14 protein-coding genes are annotated in these 18,913 nt (G+C 72.7%); 1 reads left to right on the forward strand and 13 read right to left on the reverse strand.

The annotated features are described in order from the left end of the window. Window positions 1–342 precede the first annotated feature (342 nt). Window positions 343–1,521 (forward strand): ROK family transcriptional regulator, encoded by a 1,179-nt coding sequence (locus ACIBMZ_RS13755; protein ID WP_396693429.1) that lies wholly within the window; start codon window positions 343–345, stop codon window positions 1,519–1,521. Window positions 1,522–1,593: 72 nt separating this feature from the next. Here ACIBMZ_RS13755 and ACIBMZ_RS13760 read toward each other — a convergent pair whose 3' ends face one another. The 13 genes from ACIBMZ_RS13760 to ACIBMZ_RS13820 form a co-directional block, all read right to left on the reverse strand. Then, window positions 1,594–2,601, reverse strand: coding sequence for a sugar phosphate isomerase/epimerase family protein (locus tag ACIBMZ_RS13760; RefSeq protein WP_396693431.1), 1,008 nt, complete (start codon window positions 2,599–2,601; stop codon window positions 1,594–1,596). A 504-nt stretch (window positions 2,602–3,105) separates the two neighbouring features. Continuing rightward, window positions 3,106–4,821 (reverse strand): lectin, encoded by a 1,716-nt coding sequence (locus tag ACIBMZ_RS13765; protein WP_396693433.1) that lies wholly within the window; start codon window positions 4,819–4,821, stop codon window positions 3,106–3,108. Window positions 4,822–4,900: 79 nt separating this feature from the next. Further along, window positions 4,901–7,768, reverse strand: a complete 2,868-nt coding sequence (locus ACIBMZ_RS13770) for a PQQ-dependent sugar dehydrogenase (protein WP_396693435.1) — start codon at window positions 7,766–7,768, stop codon at window positions 4,901–4,903. Window positions 7,769–8,009: 241 nt separating this feature from the next. Next, complete coding sequence (locus ACIBMZ_RS13775; protein ID WP_396693437.1) at window positions 8,010–9,077, reverse strand: polyprenyl synthetase family protein; 1,068 nt, start codon at window positions 9,075–9,077, stop codon at window positions 8,010–8,012. After that, window positions 9,074–10,462 (reverse strand): alkaline phosphatase family protein, encoded by a 1,389-nt coding sequence (locus ACIBMZ_RS13780; RefSeq protein ID WP_396693439.1) that lies wholly within the window; start codon window positions 10,460–10,462, stop codon window positions 9,074–9,076. Before ACIBMZ_RS13780 ends, ACIBMZ_RS13775 begins: the two co-directional genes overlap by 4 nt. 19 nt (window positions 10,463–10,481) lie before the next feature. Further along, window positions 10,482–11,702: a metabolite traffic protein EboE gene (gene eboE, locus ACIBMZ_RS13785; protein WP_396693441.1), complete on the reverse strand. Its 1,221-nt coding sequence runs from the start codon at window positions 11,700–11,702 to the stop codon at window positions 10,482–10,484. After that, window positions 11,702–12,550, reverse strand: a complete 849-nt coding sequence (locus ACIBMZ_RS13790) for a TatD family hydrolase (RefSeq protein ID WP_396693443.1) — start codon at window positions 12,548–12,550, stop codon at window positions 11,702–11,704. Before ACIBMZ_RS13790 ends, eboE begins: the two co-directional genes overlap by 1 nt. Continuing rightward, window positions 12,550–13,155 (reverse strand): EboA domain-containing protein, encoded by a 606-nt coding sequence (locus ACIBMZ_RS13795; RefSeq protein WP_396693445.1) that lies wholly within the window; start codon window positions 13,153–13,155, stop codon window positions 12,550–12,552. The genes ACIBMZ_RS13790 and ACIBMZ_RS13795 overlap by 1 nt, the downstream gene beginning before the upstream one ends. A gap of 68 nt (window positions 13,156–13,223) precedes the next feature. Then, the gene (locus ACIBMZ_RS13800) at window positions 13,224–14,123 is read right to left on the reverse strand and encodes a sugar phosphate isomerase/epimerase family protein (protein WP_396693447.1); all 900 of its coding nucleotides are present in this window, start codon (window positions 14,121–14,123) and stop codon (window positions 13,224–13,226) included. Next, complete coding sequence (locus ACIBMZ_RS13805; protein WP_396693448.1) at window positions 14,120–14,998, reverse strand: SCO3242 family prenyltransferase; 879 nt, start codon at window positions 14,996–14,998, stop codon at window positions 14,120–14,122. Before ACIBMZ_RS13805 ends, ACIBMZ_RS13800 begins: the two co-directional genes overlap by 4 nt. Continuing rightward, window positions 14,982–16,142: an inositol-3-phosphate synthase gene (locus ACIBMZ_RS13810; protein WP_396693449.1), complete on the reverse strand. Its 1,161-nt coding sequence runs from the start codon at window positions 16,140–16,142 to the stop codon at window positions 14,982–14,984. Before ACIBMZ_RS13810 ends, ACIBMZ_RS13805 begins: the two co-directional genes overlap by 17 nt. A gap of 469 nt (window positions 16,143–16,611) precedes the next feature. Then, window positions 16,612–17,784, reverse strand: a complete 1,173-nt coding sequence (locus ACIBMZ_RS13815) for a Gfo/Idh/MocA family protein (RefSeq protein WP_396693547.1) — start codon at window positions 17,782–17,784, stop codon at window positions 16,612–16,614. A 54-nt stretch (window positions 17,785–17,838) separates the two neighbouring features. After that, on the reverse strand, window positions 17,839–18,894 hold the full coding sequence (locus ACIBMZ_RS13820) for a substrate-binding domain-containing protein (protein ID WP_396693450.1): 1,056 nt from the start codon (window positions 18,892–18,894) through the stop codon (window positions 17,839–17,841). Window positions 18,895–18,913 lie beyond the last annotated feature (19 nt).

The raw sequence follows: 18,913 nt of genomic DNA on the forward strand, positions 1-18,913 counted from the left end.
GGGGGGGCCGCGGGTGGCGGCGGCCCCACCCCCCCCCCCCCCGGGGGGGCCCCGGGGGGGGGGGTGTTTTTTTTTTTTGGGGGGGCCCCCAAAAAAAAACACCCCACCACACGATCCGCCCCTCGCCACGCACCCTCACCACGCCCCGGTCGCGCAGGATCGGGGCACCCGAGCCAGGGCAGGAAGTGGCGGCCAAGGGCGAGAACCGGGGCAGGGCGGGACCGGTCGGCGCAGCGGGACCGGTCGGCGCAGCGGGACCGGGCGGCGCAGGCGGGTCGGGGACGGTTCCGGCCACAGTGCCGAAACACCGTCGTGGAAGACTCCGCACCGGAGGTGGTGGGGATGGCCCTTCTCCGGCCGGAGAACCCGCAGCAGGCGCGACTGGTCCGGCTGCTGCGCGACGAGGGGCCGCGTTCCCGGGTCGAGCTGGGTGATCTGCTCGGCATGTCGCGTACCAGTCTCACCACCGAACTGGATCGTCTCGTCGCCCGCGGCCTGGTGGAGACCGCCGGTCCGGCGGCCTCCCGGGGTGGGCGGCGTTCGTCCCTGCTGCGACTCGCCGCCGGGGTTCGGTTCGTCGGCGTCCTGGTCGGAGCCGACCGGATCAGTGTGGCGGTCACCGACGGCGAGTTGAACGTGCTGGCCGAGTCCAGCGAGCCGGCTGACCTCCGTCGCGGGCCGGAGCCGGTGATCGGGCGGTGTGTCGAACTCGTCGGCAAGCTCCGCGCCGAGTCGGGGGGCGCCGAACCCACCGGCGTCGGAGTCGCGCTGCCCGGGCCGGTCGACGACGGCGCCTCCATCGCGCCGACGGCGCTGCCCGGCTGGCAACGGTTCCCGGTCCGGGACGCCTTCGCCGCCGAGCTGGGCTGCCCGGCGCTGGTCGACAACGACGCGAACGTGCTGGCGTTGGGCGAGCAGCACGCCGGCATCGGCCGTACCTTCGACGATTTTCTCTACCTCAAGCTGGGCACGGCGATCGGCTGCGGGCTGGTGCTCGGCGGCACCCTGTACCGCGGGTCGACCAGCAGCGCCGGCGACATCGCGCACCTACCGCTGTCCGAGGACGGGCCGACCTGCGCGTGTGGGGAGGTGGGCTGTCTGGAGGCGTACTGCGGCGACGCCGGACTGACCCGGGCCGCGACCGCCGCGGCGCGGACGGGCCGCTGCGCGCCGCTGGCCACGCGGCTGGCCGAGGCCGGCACGCTGACCGTGTCGGACGTCGCCGCCGCCGCGCTCGCCGGGGACCCGACGGCCCAGTCACTGGTACGCGACGCCGCGCGCCGCCTCGGCCAGGTGCTCGTCGGTCTGGTCAGCTTCTTCAACCCGGGCATCGTGGTGATCGGCGGCGCGCCGGCCGGGCTCGGACACATCCTGCTCGCCGAGGTACGGGGCGTGGTCTACCGCCGGTCGGCGCCGACGGCCACCGGCACGATGCCGGTCGTCCTGTCCGACCTGGCCGATCGGGCCGGCCTGGTGGGCGCAGCCCGACTGGCCAGCGAACACGTCTTCACCGTCGGCTGACCGCACCTGCGCGGACCGGGAGCCGGGCACGCGGACCGGGAGCCGGGCTGTCCGGCCCCCGGTCGGCGAGGGTCAGTCCTTGCTGCTGAACGCGGCGTCGAAGGCGGCGGACGGGGCGTCGAAGGCGAGGCGTCGGACGAACTGGAGCGCCTCGGGGGCTCCGACCAGTCGGTCCATGCCGGCGTCCTCCCACTCGATCGAGATCGGCCCGTCGTAGCCGATCGCGTTGAGGGCGCGGAAGCAGTCCTCCCACGGCACGTCGCCGTGACCGGTGGAGACGAAGTCCCAGCCGCGCCGCAGGTCGGCCCAGGGCAGGTGCGAGGCCAGGCGACCCCGGCGACCGTCGCCGGTGCGTACCTTGGCGTCCTTGCAGTCGACGTGGTAGATCCGGTCGGCGAAGTCGAAGATGAAGTTGACCGGGTCGAGCTCCTGCCAGACGAAGTGCGACGGGTCCCAGTTCAGCCCGAACGCCTCCCGGTGCCCGATCGCCTCCAGGGTGCGCTTGGTGGTGTAGTAGTCGTACGCGATCTCGCTCGGGTGCACCTCGTGGGCGAACCGGACCCCGACGGAGTCGAAGACGTCCAGGATCGGGTTCCACCGGTCGGCGAAGTCCTGGTAACCGCGCTCGATCATCGACGGCGGCACGGGTGGGAACATCGCCAGGGTGTGCCAGATCGACGAGCCGGTGAAGCCGACGACGGTGTTCACGCCGAGCTTCGCCGCCGCGCGGGCGGTGTCCTTGATCTCCTCGGCGGCCCGCTGGCGTACGCCTTCGGGTTCGCCGTCGCCCCAGATCCTGGCCGGCAGGATGCCCTGGTGCCGCTCGTCGATCGGGTGGTCGCAGACCGCCTGGCCGACCAGGTGGTTGGAGATCGTGAAGACCTGGAGGTTGTGCTTGGCGAGCGTCTCCCGTTTGCGGTCGACGTACGAGTCGTCGGCCAGGGCCTTGTCGACCTCGAAGTGGTCGCCCCAACAGGCGATCTCCAGCCCGTCGTAGCCCCATTCGGCGGCGAGCCGGCACACCTCGTCGAACGGAAGGTCGGCCCACTGGCCGGTGAACAGCGTGATCGGTCGCGCCATCGTTCTTCTCCCCTGTACGTGTGGTGGGGATTCCGTACCTGCGTGACCGGGGCGAGGGCGGCCGGATGCGGCGGCCTTGAGGGTGTGGACCGGTGGGCGCGGTGGCACCTGGGACCGACGGGTTGCGCCTCCCGTCGGTGCACCGGCCACCTCGCGGTCGCCGCCTTCACTCTAGGCGCGCGGCGCGCGGTTGCGAAAGGTGTCGCGCGTCCGCGCAAGCGTGGTGCGCGACGGCGCAAGGGTGGTGCGCGACGGCGCAAGGGTGGTGCGCGGCGGCGCAAGGGTGGTGCGCGGCGGCGCAAGGGTGGTGCGCGGCGGCGCAAGGGTGGTGCGCGACGGCGCAAGGGTGGTGCGCGACGGCGCAAGGGTGGTGCGCGACGGCGCAAGGTGGTGCGCGACGGCGCAAGGTGGTGCGCGACGGCGCAAGGTGGTGCGCGACGGCGCAGGGTGCAAGGAGGGGTCCCCTGCTATGCACCAGGCGTTAGCCGGGGACCCCTCCTTGCGTCAGGGCAGGACCCAGCGCTGGTTGGCGTTGGTGTGACAGGTCCAGAGGTGGACCGCCTGACCGTCGGCCGAGCTGTTGCTCGACACGTCCAGGCACTTACCGGACTGCGGGTTCCGCAACGTGCCGTTCGACTGCGCGGACCAGTTCTGAGCACCGGAGCCGTTGCACGTCCAGAGCTGGATCTTCGTGCCGTCGGCGGAGGCGCCGCCGTTGACGTCCAGGCACTTGCCCAGCGCCCGGATCGTCGAGTTCGGCGTCACCGTCCAGGTCTGCGCCGCACTGCCGTTGCAGGTGTAGATCTGGATCTGCGTACCGTCGGCGGTGGCCGCGTTCCGCACGTCCAGGCACTTGCCCGCCAGACCGGTGATCCGGCCGGTGCCGGTGGGCGGCGGGTTCGTCCCGCCCAGTTCCTTGATCCGGATGTTGCGGAAGGACACGTCGTCACCCGTACCGTGGTTCTGGATGCCGATGTGGCCGGCGAGCGACCGTACCGGGTCGGTGTTGGTGAAGTCGTTGATCTTCGACCCGTTCAGGAAGACCTGGAGGCGCTCCCCCTCCACCAGCAGTTCGTAGGTGTTCCACTCCCCCGCCGGGTTCAGCGCGGCGTCGCGGGCGGCGAGGTCGGCGGACTTGAAGCCGTAGACCGCGCCGGTGGTCCGGTCGGCGGCGTCGGTGGGGTCGATCTGCACCTCGTAGCCGTTGTTGATGGCCGAGTTCGGGTCGCTCGACGGTGGGAAGCCGATGAAGACACCCGAGTTGTCGTCCCCGGCGAGCCGCCAGTCCAGCTTGAGCGAGTAGTTCGTGAACTGTTTCGCGCTGTACCAGTACAGGCCCATCCCGCCGACCGAGGTCAGCGTGGCGTCCGAGTTGGTGAAGCTGCCCGGCCCGGCCTGGGACCAGCCGGTGGTCGAGCCGTTGTAGAGGGTGGTGTAGCCGGTCTCCGCACGGCAGTCGGCCTTGGTGCGGCCGGCCGCGTACCGGATGCCGCCGAGCAGGTGCGCCCGGAACGCCGGCTCGGCGTACGTGGCCTGGGTGTGGCCGCCGCCGGTGTAGAAGGACCGCCCGGAGTTGACCGTCTTGCACCAGGCGATCGGGTGGTCGGCACCCATCACGCCACCCGAGTACGTCGACTCGTCCAGGGTGGCCAGCACGCGTGCGCCGGAGCGGGCGTTGGTCTGGAAGTCGTACCACTCGTCGGTGCGTACCCAGTTCTGTGGCAGGTGGGCGGTGGCGGCGTGGCCGCGGTTCTCGACGCGTACCGTGGCCTGCTGGATCGCCGGGTGCGAGCGGAAGTACGCGCCGACCAGGTTGCCGTAGTAGGACCAGCCGTACTCGGTGTCGGCGGCGGCGTGCACGCCGACGAATCCGCCGCCGGCGTTGATGTACGACTCGAAGGCGGTCTGCTGGGTGGCGTTGAGCACGTCACCGGTGGTGTTGAGGAAGACGACCGCCTCGTACTGGGCGAGGTTGCCGGTGGTGAACGCCGCGGCGTCCTCGGTGGCGGTGACGGTGAAGCTGTTCGCCGCGCCCAGGTCGCGGATGGCCTGGGTGCCGACCGCGATGGAGTCGTGCCGGAAGCCGGCGGTCTTGGAGAAGACCAGCACGTCGTACGGGGTGTCGGCGGCGCTGGCCGGGGTGGCGGGTGCGGTGCAGGCGAGGACGGCGAGGACGGCGGTGGCCAGGCCGGCGGCGGGTCTTCTGAGGAGTCGGCGCATGTCGCTCTCCCTACGGTTCGTGGTGTGAGGAGGGGTCCCCTGCTATACACGAGGCGTTAGCCGGGGACCCCTCCTTGCGTCAGGGCAGGACCCAGCGCTGGTTGGCGTTGGTGTGACAGGTCCAGAGGTGGACCACCTGACCGTCGGCCGAGCTGTTGCTCGACACGTCCAGGCACTTACCGGACTGCGGGTTCCGCAGCGTCCCGTTCGACTGCGCGGACCAGTTCTGGGCACCGGAGCCGTTGCACGTCCAGAGCTGGATCTTCGTGCCGTCCGCCGATCCACCACCGTCGACGTCCAGGCACTTGCCCAACGCCCGGATCGTCGAGTTCGGCGTCACCGTCCAGGTCTGCGCCGCACTGCCGTTGCAGGTGTAGATCTGGATCTGCGTACCGTCGGCGGTGGCCGCGTTCCGCACGTCCAGGCACTTGCCCGCCAGACCGGTGATCGGGCCGGTGCCGCTGGTGTTCCCGCTGCCGGTGGTGAAGGTGAACGAGTCCAGGTCGTACAGCGATCCGGTGCCGGTGCCGGCGAACGTGAGATAGAGCGTGGTGGTGCCGCTCGGCGGGTTGGTGATCGCGCCGCTCACCGTCGTGAACGTCTCCCAACCGCCGGTCACCGGGACGGTGGCCGAGCCGAGCACGGTGCCGGTGGCCGAGCCGGCGCGGACCTGGAGGGTGCCGCCGGAGCCGGCCGAGGAGACCCGGGCGCTGAACGACGTCACGTTGTTGATCCGGTACGGCTCGAACGCGATCCAGTCGCCGTTGTTGATGTTGCCGACCGTCTTGCCGCCCTCGGCGGGGGTCTTGTCGAAGACCGCGATGCCGGAGGAGGTCTTGTAGTGCTCGGCCTGCCGGCTGCGCGGCTGGAGGGTGTGCTGGGTGTGGGTGGTGAGCCCGCCGGTGTCGGTGTACTCGGCATCGAAGATCGCGAAGATGTTCGCCGCGTAGTCGTGTTCACCGTCGACCGGGATGGTGATGGAGCCGGAGCAGCCGGTCTGCGAGGTGATCTGGTGGCCGTGGCTGTCGTGGCCCAGCACGTAGGTCATCCGGACCTTTGTGCAGTCGATCGTGCCGTCCTCCGGGTCGGTGACGGTGATGCTGAACGGCACGGTGTCGCCGAAGGAGAAGAGTGAGCCGTTGACCGGGCCGTTGATGGTGACGGTGGGCGCGGTGTTGCCGACCCGGATCTGCACGCTGGCGTTGCCGGTGGCGCCCTGCGGGTCGCGTACGGTCAGCGTGGCGTTGTACGTGCCGTTGGCGGTGTACGTCTTGCTCGGGTTGGCGGCCGTCGAGGTGGTGCCGTCGCCGAACGCCCACGAGTAGGTCAACGCCCCGCCCTCCGGGTCCGACGACCCGGCCGAGGAGAAGCTCACAGTCAACGGGGCGACCCCGGAGGTCCGGTTCGCCGACGCCACCGCCGTCGGGGCCCGGTTGCCACCGCCGACGTAGTCGTAGCGGTAGAGCGCCGAGTTGGCGTCTCCGTTGAAGTACCCGGTGCCGTAGTCCAGCACGTAGAGCGCGCCGTCCGGCCCGAAGGCCATGTCCATGACCTGCTTGCCGTTCCACGGGAAGGAGGCGTCGATGGCGCCCACCGAGCCGTCGCTGTTGACGTGGATCGGCTTGATCCAGCCACGCCCGAACTCGCCGGCGAAGAACTGGCCGTCGAAGCTCTGCGGCCACTTGGTGGTCGACGTGGACGCGGCGTTGTAGCGGTAGACCGGGCCGCCCATCGGAGATTCCGAGCCGCCGCCGAACTCCGGCGGGCTGCCGGCGTCTCCGGCGTACCGGATCCAGGCGGGTTTGGCGGCCGGCAGGGTGGTCAGGCCGGTGTTGCGGAACGAGTTGTTGGTCGCCCCGCCGGTGCAGTTGTACTTCGGGCCGGCGGTGCCGGTGGCGAAGTCCCATTCGGCGTACGTCTCGTTCGTGGTGTTCGTGCCGGTGCAGTACGGCCAGCCGTAGAAGCCGGGCGCGGTGATCCGGTTGAACTCGACCTGCCCGCTGGGGCCCCGGGCGGTGGTGGAGCCGGAGTCCGGCCCGTAGTCGCCGACGTAGACGATGCCGGTGGCCTTGTCGACGCTCATCCGGAACGGGTTGCGCAGGCCCATCGCGTAGATCTCGGGGCGGGTGCGGGCCGTGCCGGGTGCGAACATGTTGCCGGCCGGGATGGCGTACGTCCCGTCGGCGTTGACCTTGATGCGCAGGATCTTGCCGCGCAGGTCGTTGGTGTTGGCGGCGCTGCGCTGCGCGTCGTAGGCCGGGTTGCGGTTGGTCCGTTCGTCGATCGGGGAGTATCCGGCGGAGTCGAACGGGTTGGTGTCGTCGCCGGTGGAGAGGTACAGGTTGCCGGCGGCGTCGAAGTCGATGTCACCGCCGACGTGGCAGCAGATGCCCCGGTCGGCGGGGACGTCCAGCACGTCGACCTTGCTGGACTGGTTGAGCGTGAAGTCGGCGTTGAGGGTGAACCGGGAGAGCCGGTTGACGCCGCGCCAGGCGGAGAAGTCGGTGGCGGTCGCCGGCGCGTCACCGGACGGGGTGGACAGCGGCGGGGCGTAGTAGAGGAAGACGTGCCGGTTGGTGGCGAAGTTGGGGTCGACGCCGACGCCCTGCAAGCCTTCCTCGTCGTGGGTGTAGACGGGGATGGTGCCGATCACGGTGGTGGTGCCGGCCGCGTCGGTGCGGCGCAGCGTGCCGTTGCGGGCGGTGTGCAGGACCGAGCGGTCGGGCAGCACCGCGAGGGTCATCGGCTCGCCGACCTCGGCCACGCCCTTGGCGAGGGTGACCTGCTGGAAGTCGGTGGCGACGATGGGGTGGGCCTGGGCCGGGGTGGGGCCGCCGAGGGCGGCCGGTCCGGCACCGAGGGCCACTGTGCCGGCGGTGACGGCCAGCAGCAGCGCCGAGGCGCCGGTGAGCCACCGTGCGGGGTGGCGGTGGTGGTGGGTGGACATGCGTGTCCTGTCCCTTCCTGACGAGTGACTGCCAGGGCGGGGCGCGCGCCGTCGCGCCGGATGCCGTAGCGGGAGGGGTGCGGTGGTGCTGTCGTGGGTTCCCGCGCCGCCGGTTCACCTCGACGAAACAATCCGGTGCTGGCGATGACACTAAACGACATTAGTCAATGTGTCTATATCTTCCGCCCGCTCGGCACCGACTTTCGTCAGTTCGATCAAAAGTCGCACCGGTGCGGCAGGGTCAGCGCCGACGGTCGATCGCCTGGGTGGCCAGCATGGTCAGCGCCGCACGGCTCTCCGGGGTCACCGGCACGTCCGCCAGCGCGGTCAGCGCGGCCCCGGCACAGCGCCGGATCATCCGCTCGATCTCGTCCCGGGCACCGGTGCTCTCGATGATCTCGCGCAGCTCGGCGGCGCCGTCCGCGTCCAGGTCCGGGTTGCCGAACAGCTCGCGCAACCGGGCGCTCTGCGACCGGTCGGCGGCGGCGCGGGCGAGCGCCATCATCACCGTCGGCTTGCCCTCGCGCAGGTCGTCCAACACGGACTTGCCGGTGACCGCCGGATCGCCGAACACCCCGAGCACGTCGTCGCGGAGCTGAAAGGCGTCGCCCAGCGGGTCACCGAACTCAGCCAACGCGCTGACCAGCTCGGACGGTGCGCCGGCCAGGGTGGCACCGATCTGCAACGGCCGGGTGACCGTGTAGCGGGCCGCCTTCATCCGGATCACCGTGAGCGCGCTGGCCACCGATCCGTCGCCGACCCCGGACACCAGGTCGAGGTACTCCCCCGCGATCACCTCGGTCCGCATCAACGCGAAGACGCCGTACCCCCGGTGCACCGCGTCGGCGGCCAGCCCGCACTCGTGGAACATCTGGTCCGACCAGGCCGCGCAGAGATCGCCGCAGAGCAGGGCGGTGTTGCGCCCGTACGCCTCGGGGTCGCCCCGCCACGACGAGCGGGCGTGCAGGTCGGCGAAGATCCGGTGCACCGAGGGCTCGCCCCGGCGACGGTCGCTGCCGTCCAGGATGTCGTCGTGGATCAGCGCGAACGCGTGGAACAGCTCCAGCGCCGCGGCGGCGGTCACGATCGGGGTGCCGTCCGGACCTCCGGCACCCCGCCAGCCCCAGTAGCAGAACAGCGGACGCAGCCGTTTGCCACCGGCCAGCACGAACCGGTGCAGCGTGGTGAAGACGCCCCGGGGCGCGCCGTCCGGCCAGTCCGGGTCCTGCCGGTCGAGGAACGCGGTCAGCTCGGCGTCGAACCGGGCCCGTAACGCGCCCGCGTCGGCGGACGGCACCGTGACGGTCACCGCACCGGGAGCCCGGCCAGGTGCAGCAGCAGCCCCTTCACCTCCGTGGCCGCGATCCGGTCCCGCGCCGCCGACCCGTCCGAGCAGAGCAGCACCGGCCCGTCGGCGGGGTCGGCGGGCAGCCGGCCGTGCGAGCCACGCACCGCGGCGGCCCCGGCGTCCAGACCGACCACGCTCATCAGGTACCGCATGCCGAGCTTCTTGCGGGCCAGCGCCACCCCGGCCCGTCGCTTCGCCGCACCGGGGGCGGCCGGGTCGAAGAACAGCTCCGCCGGGTCGTACCCGGGTTTGCGGTGGATCTCGACCAGTCGGGCGAAGTCCGGCGCGCGGGCGTCGTCGTGCCAGTAGTAGTAGGTGAACCAGGCGTCCGGCTCGGCGACCAGCACCAGTTCACCGGCGCGCGGATGGTCCAGCCCGTACGCCGCCTTGCCGTCGGCGTCGAGCACCTCGGCCACCCCCGGCAGCGCGGCGCAGAGCCTCGCCACCGCCGGTACGTCCGCCGGGTCCCGCACGTACACATGGGCCACCTGGTGGTCGGCGACCGCGAAGGCGCGCGACGTCCACGGGTCCAGGTATTCCATCCCGGCCTGCGTGTAGACCCGCAACAGCCCCTCGGCCCGCAGCAGCCGGTTGACGTCGACCGGGCGGGAGACGTCGGTGATGCCGTACTCCGAGAGCACCACCACGGTCGCCTCCCGGTCCCGTGCGGCGTCCAGCAGGGGCCCGAGTACGCCGTCCAGCTCGGCCGCCGCCGCGGCGGCCCGGGGCGATGAGGGGCCGAAGCGTTGCAGGTCGTAGTCGAGGTGCGGAACGTAGACCAGGGTCAGGTCCGGTGCCTCTTCCTCGATGATCTGCTGGGCGGCGCGGCAGATCCACCGCGACGAGGGCAGCCCGGCGCCCGGCCCCCAGTAGGTGAACAGCGGGAACGTGCCCAGCCGGTCGGTGAGCGTGTCGTGCAGCTCGGGCGGGTCGGTGTAGCAGTCCGGTTCCTTGCGGCCGTCGGCGTGGTAGACCGGCCGGGGCGTGACCGTCCAGTTCACGTCCGCGCCCATCGCGTACCACCAGCAGACGTTCGCCACGGTGTAGCCGGGCTCGGCCCGCCGGGCCGCCTGCCACAGCTTCTCCCCACCGACCAGCGCGTGGTGCTGCCGCCACAGCAGCACCTCACCGAGGTCCCGGAAGTACCACCCGTTGCCGACGATCCCGTGCTCGGCGGGGAGCGCCCCGGTCAGGAACGTCGACTGCGCCGAGCAGGTCACCGCCGGCAGCACCGTACCCAGCTCGGCCTGGAAACCGGCGTCGGCGACGGCCCGCAGCCGGGGCATGTGCGCCAGCAGTCGGGGGGTCAGCCCCACCACGTCCAGCACCACCAGGGGTCGGCTCACGACGGTCCTCCAGCCTCGGTCACGGCGTCACCACCGCTTCGGTCGGGGTCAGCCCGAGGGCGACCAGTTCGTCGCGGGTGAAGGCCAGTTCGGCGGCGATCCCGGCGGCCAGCTCCGCGTCGGTGCGCGGGCGCCGCCGGACCGGCAGCACCCCCCAGGTGTACGTCTCGACGTCCAGGTGGTCGCAGCCCGCGTCGTCGCCGCCGAGCAGGACGGCCAGCGCGTCACGCAGCACCGGCAGCGTCGAGCCCAGCGGCGGCTCGGGCGGGGCGTGCAGCGGCACGTGGTAGTGCACCCGCCACGGACCGGGCAGTCCGGCGTCGAGCGCCGCGTCCAGGTCGTCGGCCGCCCACGCCGGGTCGGCGGGGTCACCCGCCCCCGACGAGGCCGCCGGGCCGGTGGTGGCGGTGGCGCAGCTCCCGGCGCGGGTCTGGTGCAGGAAGCGTGGTTCGACCCAGCGGCGCAGCGCCTCGGCGTCGCCGACCGGGTCGGCCGCCTCCAGCGCGGCGGAGACCTGCACCTTCACCACCGGCAACCCGGCGGCGGCCAGCCGGTCGAGGGCGGCGGCCGGGTCCTCCCAGGCGCAGGCGAGGTGGGCGAGGTCCAGGCAGACGCCGAGCCGCTCGGTGTCCGTCCCGGACAGCGCGGCGACCGCCTGGGCGCTGCTCTCCACGACACAGCCCGGCTCCGGCTCGAAGCCGACCCGCACCGTCCGCCCGGTCTCCCGCTGCACCGTGGCGAGCCCGACGGCGAGCTGGTCCAGCCGCTGCCGGGCCGCGTCCGCGCGGGCCACGTCCCAGGGGGTACGCCAGGCCAGCGGCAGGGTCGAGACGGAGCCCCGTACGGCGTCGTCGGGCAGCAGGTCGGCCAGCACCCGGGCCAGGTCCAGGGTGTACCGGAGCCGCCGCGCGTCGGTCCAGTCCGGCAGGTACACCGCCCCCTTGACCACGGGCGCCTGAAAGGCCGCGTACGGGAAACCGTTGAGGGTGACCACCTCCAGTCCCCGTACGGTCAGCTCGGTGCGCAACCGGCGGCGGGCGTCCGGGTCGGCGGCCAGTTCGGCGGCGACCGGGGCGGCCAGCCACAGGCCGAGGCCGAGCAGGTCACCGCCGAGCGTCTCCCGGACCGGCACCGCGTAGCGGTCGAGTTGGGCGACGATGCCGGCGAGGTCCTCGGCGGCGTGCACGTTGGTGCAGTACCCGAGGTGCACGGTGCGCCCGCCGGGATGGCGTAGTCGCATCAGCCACCGCCGCGCAGGATCGAGTTACCGGCGAAGGTGGGCTCGGCGTCGACGTCGCTCAGGTCGAGCCGTCCGGACTGGCCGTAGAACTCCACCGGGTTGCGCCACAACACCCGGTCCACGTCGTCGTCGGTGAACCCGGCCGCCCGCATCGCCTCCCCGGTGGCCCGGGTCAGCAGCGGGTCCGAGCGCCCCCAGTCGGCGGCCGAGTTGACCAGCACCCGCTCCGTCCCGTACGCCTTGAGCAGCTCGACCATCCGGGGCGGCGACATCTTGGTGTCGGGATAGATGGAGAACCCGAGCCAGCAGTCGCTGTCCCGGACGGCACGGACGGTCACCTCGTTGAGGTGGTCGACCACCACCCGCCCGGCCCCGATCCCCGACTCGGCGACCACGGCGAGGGTGCGCTCGACGCCCCGGGCCTTGTCGCGGTGCGGGGTGTGCACCAGCGCCGGCAGCCCGTGCTCCACCGCCAGCGCGAGCTGGGCGGCGAAGACCTCGTCCTCCTCCGGCGTCATCGAGTCGTACCCGATCTCGCCGACCGCCACCACGCCGTCCTTCTCCAGGTAGCGGGGCAGCACGTCGAGGACCGCCCGGCAGCGCGGGTCGTTGGCCTCCTTCGGGTTCAGCGCGATGGTGGCGTGGTGGCGTACACCGAACTGCCCGGCCCGGAACGGCTCCCAGCCGACCAGCGAGTCGAAGTAGTCGGTGAACGAGCCGACGCTGGTCCGTGGCTGGCCGAGCCAGAACGCCGGCTCGACCACCGCCCGGACCCCCGCGGCGGCCATCCGCTCGTAGTCGTCGGTGGTCCGGGACGTCATGTGGATGTGCGGGTCGAAGATCCGCATCACACCTCCCTGTGGTGGGTGGTCAGCCGGTCCAGCAGCGCGACGGCGTCGGCGGGCATGTCCCGCCCGGCGGCCCGCCGCTCGTCGGCCAGCGCGCCGAGCATCTGCGCCAGTTCCCCGTCGGCGCGGTCGTCGAGGTCGGCCACCACGGCCAGCGGCACGCCGGTGAAGACGCACTTGAGCACCGCCTGCCGCCAGGCCGGTGGGTCGAGGTGCCGGGCGTACGGACCGAGGGCGGCGGCGACCAGCCGGGTGTCGTTGGTGCGGATCGCGTCGTGCAGCAGCGGCACCCCGGCCACGCCGATCGGCAGCAGCGGCAACGCCTTGAGCACCGCCCGCTTCTCGGCCGCGTCCCCGGTCCGGTACACCGTCTCGGCCTGGGTGGCGTGTCCGGCCGGCAGGGCGGTCAGCAGCAGGGCCCGCGCCGCCTCGTCGGCGGTCCAGCCGGGCAGGTCGGGCAGGTCGGCCCGGCCGCAGTGCCGTCCGGCGGCGGGGAACAGTCGCGCGATCGTGGCCGGCTCGGCCGCGACGCGGTCCAGCGCCGTCGCCAGCCATTCCGGGTCGGGTACGCCCCGCAGGGCCGCCCGCAGCTCGTCCGGTGTCATCGCCGTCCGCACCCCTTCTCTCCGCTTCGCCAGTCAGCGCTCTCCGTGCTCCGCCGTCCGCCGCACTGTCACGCGGCCCCCGGGACCGCTGTCGCCTCGCCCGCACCGGCGGTCGACGCGGCGGTGTGCAGGAAGTCCAGGGACCGGGCGGCGACGCCGGGGGCGGCATGCGAGTGCCGGGGCAGCTCGACCGCGACCAGGCCCCGGTAGCCGACCTCGCGCAGGGCGGCCAGCACCGGCGGGAAGTCGATCTCGCCGGTGCCGAACTCCAGGTGCTCGTGCACGCCGCGCCGCATGTCGTCGATCTGCACGTTGACCAGGTGGGTGGCGACCGCGCGGACGCAGTCGGGCACCGGTATCGGCTCCAGGCAGCGGCAGTGTCCGATGTCGAGGGTGATGCCGAGCCGGGGCGGGGCGCCGAGGGCCGCGTACAGGCGACGCCAGTCGGCGATGTCCTCGACCAGCATGCCCGGCTCGGGCTCGAAGCCGAGGGTCACCCCGGCGGCGTCGGCCGCCGCGACCACCGGCGCGCAGCCGGCGACCAGGCGGTCCCAGGCGAGGGCCGGTGGGACCGACTCGGGTCGGACACCGGCCCAGAACGAGACCGCCTCGGCGTCGAGGTCGGCGCCGATCGCCACCGCGCGACGCAGGAACTCGATCCGCAGCGCGGGGTCGTCGTGCAGCAGCGTCGGCGCGTGCTTGTGCCAGGGGTCGAGCAGGTACCGCGCCCCGGTCTCGATCACCAGACCCAGACCCAGGTCGGCCAGTCGGCGGCCGACGGCGTCGACCCGGCGGGCCAGCCCCGGCGCGAACGGGTCGAGGTGGTCGTGGTCGAGGGTGAGCGCCACACCGGTGTAGCCGAGGTCGGCGATGACCGCCAGCGCGTCGTTCAGCCGGTGGTTGGCGAAGCCGTTGGTGCCGTACCCGAAACGCAGACCGCCCGGGTTCGCGGAGTCGGCGGCGGTCATGTCGGTGAGACCCGCCGGGCCAGCCGCCGCCCCAACGGCGCGGCGGCGGCGACCGCCAGCCCGAGCAGACCGGCACCGGCCCGCGCGGTCAACGCGCCCTGCAACGCGGGCAGCCCGGTGATGCCGGCACCGACCGCCGCGCGGACCCGGCCGGCGCTCGGATCGGCGGCCACCCGGGCCTGGGCGGTGCCGTAGCGAGCGGCGTACCAACCGGCGAGGACTCCGGGCAGTGCCGCCGCCACCCGGCCGGGGGCCGTCAGCCCACTCCGGTGGGACGGCAGCGCGGCGCTCGCCGCGACCAGCGCGGTGCCGGCCAGGGTACGTCTCGGCAGCGCCCGGTCGGCACCGGTGACCTCGCGGCGGGACAGGGCGGTGACGGTCCAGGTGTGCGCGGCGACGGTCAGCGCCGCCGGCACCGCCCGGGACGGTCGACCACCGGTGGCACCGAGCAGGACGTCCAGCCCCCGGCAGGTGGCCATCACCGCCGGTCCGGCGGCGGTGTTCTTCGCGGCCAGGTCGTACGCCCAGACGGCGGCGGCCAGCGGCACCGCGACGGCGGTGGCGCGACGGCCGCCGCCCAGCGCGGCGAGCCCCACCCCGGCCACGGTCAGCCCGGCGGCCAGGCCGACCGCGAGACCGGGGTGGACCCGGCCGCTGGGGATCGGCCGCTCGGGGCGCTCGACCGCGTCCAGCCGCCGGTCCGCCCAGTCGTTGGCGGCCATCCCGGCCCAGTAGAGCAGCACCGACGCGGTGGCCAGCACGGGCGTAGCCGGGCCGAGCGCACCGGCCGCCGCGGCACCGGCCACCACGTCCCCGGGCACCGAGAGCGCGGCCGGGGCCCGGACCAGTTCGGCGAGGTCAGCCACGCGTGGCATCGCGACCTCCGGCGTGCAGGCGACGGGTGAACGCGGCGAGCCGGGCCCACTGGTCGCCGAGGGAATGGGTGGCGGTGCCGAGCGGGTCCTTGAAGAAGAAGGCGAGATCGGTCAGGGGCCCGGTGATCCCGGCGGCGTGCGCGGCGGCGGTGAGCCGGGCCAGGTCGAGCACGAGCGGGGCGGCCAGCGCCGAGTCGCAGCCCTGCCAGGTGAACTCCAGGCGCATGCCGGTACCCAGGAAGCCGGCGAAGGTGATCAGGTCCCAGGCGGTCTTGAAGTCGCCCAGTTCCTCGACGTACTCGATGCGGGTGTCGCCCTGCGGCAGATAGCCGAGCGTCTCGCCCAGCACCCGTTGCTTGCTGCGGACCTTGGCGGCGTTGGCGGCCGGTTCGGAGAGGGTCGCGCCGTCGCCGCCGCCGAGCAGGTTGAGTCCGGACCAGGACCGGACGGTGAGGTGGCGCATCGCGAACATCGGGGCGAGCACCGACTTGAGCAGCGTCTCCCCGGTCTTGCCGTCGTGTCCCGCGTACGGCACGCGCTGCGTGTCGGCCAGCGTGGTCAACGCCGGCAGCCGGAGCCCGGTCGACGGGGTGAAGTCCACGTACGGGCAGCCCGCCGTCACCGCCGCGTACGCGTACAGGGAACTGGGTGGCAGTACCTCGTCGGGACCGGCGAGGGCGGCCCGCAGCGCGTCCGGGTCGGCGTGGCCGGGGTGCGGTCGGGGCGTCGGCTCGGTGGCCGCGACGTTGACCACCACCACCCGGTCCAGCCCGTGCCACTCGCGGAAGTCGACGAGGTCACGGACGGTCGCGGCGGCCCGGTCGGCCTGACTGCCACCGATCGGCGCGGGGCGCAGGTCGCGTTCCACGGCGGCCAGTTCCTCGGTCGACGCGGCGACCAGGCGGGCCGGTAGCACCCCGGCGGTGGCGAGCGCCTCGGCGCGCTTGGCCAGCGGCGTGGTGACCACGTCGTGCCCGCCGAACACCAGCTCGGCGAAGGTCGGCAGGGCCGGGCCGCGCAGCTCGGGCAGCTCGGTGACGCACCCGGTGGGCCCGGTCAGACCGGCCCGCAGGGCGAGCGCCCCGACGATGCTGGTGGTCGCGACCGAGCCGCGCGCCCCCACCAGCCAGACACCCGTACGCATGGCGCTCCTTCGGATCACTTCGGGCGGATGCGCCCCGTCCGCCGCGCCGCCCGATGAAGCTCACCGGCTGGCGTCGAGGTCGGCGGCGACGACGCCGACCGGTGTTCGGGCGGAGCGGACGGACGGGGCTAGCAGGCAGGGGCGGTCGGCGTCGCGCCCCTGCCTCCCCCGCAACCGGTCGGCCACCGGCGTCGGTGACCGGGCCGGAGGACTCGTGGCGAACAGGTCCGCCCAGAGGCGGGGAGGATCGGGTGGTGCGTACCCGGCGTGCTCTGCCCACCGGCGGCGACGTTGCCGCCGGTGGCGGTCCTCCGGTGCGACCGGGGAATCCCGGTCCGGCCGCACCGGAGGTACCGCATTGCTCGTGTCACCGGGCCGGGTGGCCGGTGGCACGACCTCCGGTACCGACCCCGTTCCGGCCGCGGGGCGCAACCGCGGCCGGCCCTCGCCGGTCGGTACCGGAGGCGGTTCAGGCGGCGACCGTCGCCAACGTCGGCTCCACCTCGGTCCAGGCGGACCCCAGCTCGGCCGAGCGGACCACCGCGTCCAACACCAGTTGCACCTGCAACGCCTCGACGAACGAGGGCGACGGGTCGACGCCGGTCGCCACCGCCTCGATGAAGTCGCGCATCTGGTGCGTGAAGGAGTGCTCGTACCCGATGAGGTGGCCCGGCGGCCACCAGGCCGACAGGTACGGGTGTTCGCTCTCGGTCACCAGGATCCGGCTGAAGCCCTGCTCGGCCGTGGGCCGCGTGGCGTCGTAGAACTCCAGCTCGTTGAGGCGTTCCAGGTCGAAGACCACCGAGCCGAGCGACCCGTTGATCTCCACCCGGAGGGCGTTCTTGCGACCGGTGGCGAACCGGGTCGCCTCGTACGTGGCCAGCGCGCCGCCGTCGAGTCGGGCCACGAAGATCGCGGCGTCGTCGACGGTCACCGGTCCGGTGGCGGCGGCACCGTCGGCCTGCGCTGCCAGTCCACTCGAACCGCTCGGCAACGGCCGCTCCTTGACGAACGTCTCGGTGACCGCGCTGACCCCGGCGATCCGCTGGCCGGTGACGTGCTGGGTCAGGTCGATGATGTGCGCACCGATGTCACCCAGCGCGCCGGAGCCCGCCTGGTCCTTCTGCAACCGCCAGACCAGCGGGAACTGCGGGTCCACGATCCAGTCCTGTAGGTAGCTGGCCCGGACGTGCCGGATCTCCCCCAGCCGCCCGTCGGCGACGAGTTGACGCATCAGCGCCACCGCGGGCACCCGCCGGTAGTTGAACCCGCACATCGAGCGGGTCCCGCCGGCACGGGCGGTGGCCGCCGCAGCGGCCATCTCCCGTGCCTCGGCGACGGTGTTGGCCAGCGGCTTCTCGCACAGCACGTGCTTGCCGGCGGCCAACGCCGCGAGGGCGATCTCGGCGTGACTGTCCCCCGGTGTGCAGATGTCGACCACGTCGATGTCCGGGCGGGTCACCAGCTCCCGCCAGTCCGTGGTGTGCTCCTCCCAGCCGAGCCGGTCGGCGGCGTCGGCCACCTTTCCCGGATCACGCCCGCAGACGGCCACCATCCGGGCCCGCGCCGGCAGGTCGAACACTCGATTCACGGTCCGCCAGGCCTGCGAGTGCGCGGCGCCCATGAACGCGTAGCCGACCATGCCGACCCGCAGTTGGTTGTCAGTCGTGGACAAGGTGGGTCTCCCCCCGTGGTGTCAGAACCCGAGCTTGAGGTAGTCGCTCGCGTTCTCCTTCGTGATCGTCTCGGAGGCGAGGACGATCTCCTTGGGCACCTGGAGCTCGACCAGATCCGACATGCCCCGGTTCTGGCCGATCAGCCGAGCCAGCGAGATGGCCGACGAGGCCATCGACGGGCTGTAGGTCACGGTGGCCTTGAGCACCGTGTTGTCGGCCTGGATGTCCTCCATCGCCTTCTTCGAGCCGGCACCGCCGACCATGAAGAACTCGTTGCGGTTGGCCTGGCTGATCGCAGCCAGCACGCCGATACCCTGGTCGTCGTCGTGGTTCCAGACCGCGTCGATCCTCGGCAGCGCCTGGAGCAGTTGGGCCGCCTCCCGCTGCCCGGTATCCACGGTGAACTCGGCCGCCCGCCGGTTGGCCACCCGCAGGCCGTGCTGGGCCAGGGTGTCGTTGAAGCCCTTCGTCCGCTCCTGGGTCAGCTCCAGCGAGTCGATGCCGGCGATCTCGGCGATCACCGGGTTGCTCACGCCTTTGGCCTTGAGCTGCTCGTAGATGAAGGTCGCGGCGGAGACGCCCATGCCGTAGTTGTCGCCCTTGATCTGCAACCGGTACGCCTTGGCGTCCGGGAAGGCCCGGTCCAGGTTGACCACCGGGATGCCGGCCGCCATCGACTCCAGGCCGAACGAGTTCAGCTCCTTGCCGTCGTGCGGCAGCAGCACGATCACGTCAGGCTTCTGCGAGATCAGGGTGGACAGGGCCGCCCGCTGGGCCGCCGCGTCCGCGCCCGCCTCGACGATGTTGAACTCCACGTCGGAGTATGCGCCGGCCTGTGCCTTAGCGTTGTTGGTGATCGCGGCGATCCAGCCGTGGTCGGCGGCCGGCGCGGAGAAACCGATCGTGACCCGCTCACCGGGCTCGGCGTTACCGCCGCCCTCGGCCGCCTTGGTCTGTGCCTCGGTGGGCGTCCCCTGCTCGTTGCTGGTGCAGGCGGAGAGCAGGACGCCGGCACCGACGGCCGCCCCGCCGAAGAGCATCCGGCGCCGCGACATGTCGCGACTGTGCTGGGTCATGACGACCTCCTGATGTCAG

The organism is Micromonospora sp. NPDC049900 (assembly GCF_044461025.1).
Classification (GTDB): Bacteria; Actinomycetota; Actinomycetes; order Mycobacteriales; family Micromonosporaceae; genus Micromonospora.

Coding starts and splice junctions, on each gene's coding strand:
- ACIBMZ_RS13755 (WP_396693429.1), top strand. CDS start 343: ATGGCCCTTCTCCGGCCGGAGAACCCGCAGCAGGCGCGACTGGTCCGG.
- ACIBMZ_RS13760 (WP_396693431.1), bottom strand. CDS start 2,601: ATGGCGCGACCGATCACGCTGTTCACCGGCCAGTGGGCCGACCTTCCG.
- ACIBMZ_RS13765 (WP_396693433.1), bottom strand. CDS start 4,821: ATGCGCCGACTCCTCAGAAGACCCGCCGCCGGCCTGGCCACCGCCGTC.
- ACIBMZ_RS13770 (WP_396693435.1), bottom strand. CDS start 7,768: ATGTCCACCCACCACCACCGCCACCCCGCACGGTGGCTCACCGGCGCC.
- eboE (WP_396693441.1), bottom strand. CDS start 11,702: ATGCGACTACGCCATCCCGGCGGGCGCACCGTGCACCTCGGGTACTGC.
- ACIBMZ_RS13790 (WP_396693443.1), bottom strand. CDS start 12,550: ATGCGGATCTTCGACCCGCACATCCACATGACGTCCCGGACCACCGAC.
- ACIBMZ_RS13795 (WP_396693445.1), bottom strand. CDS start 13,155: ATGACACCGGACGAGCTGCGGGCGGCCCTGCGGGGCGTACCCGACCCG.
- ACIBMZ_RS13800 (WP_396693447.1), bottom strand. CDS start 14,123: ATGACCGCCGCCGACTCCGCGAACCCGGGCGGTCTGCGTTTCGGGTAC.
- ACIBMZ_RS13805 (WP_396693448.1), bottom strand. CDS start 14,998: ATGCCACGCGTGGCTGACCTCGCCGAACTGGTCCGGGCCCCGGCCGCG.
- ACIBMZ_RS13810 (WP_396693449.1), bottom strand. CDS start 16,142: ATGCGTACGGGTGTCTGGCTGGTGGGGGCGCGCGGCTCGGTCGCGACC.
- ACIBMZ_RS13815 (WP_396693547.1), bottom strand. CDS start 17,784: ATGGTCGGCTACGCGTTCATGGGCGCCGCGCACTCGCAGGCCTGGCGG.
- ACIBMZ_RS13820 (WP_396693450.1), bottom strand. CDS start 18,894: ATGACCCAGCACAGTCGCGACATGTCGCGGCGCCGGATGCTCTTCGGC.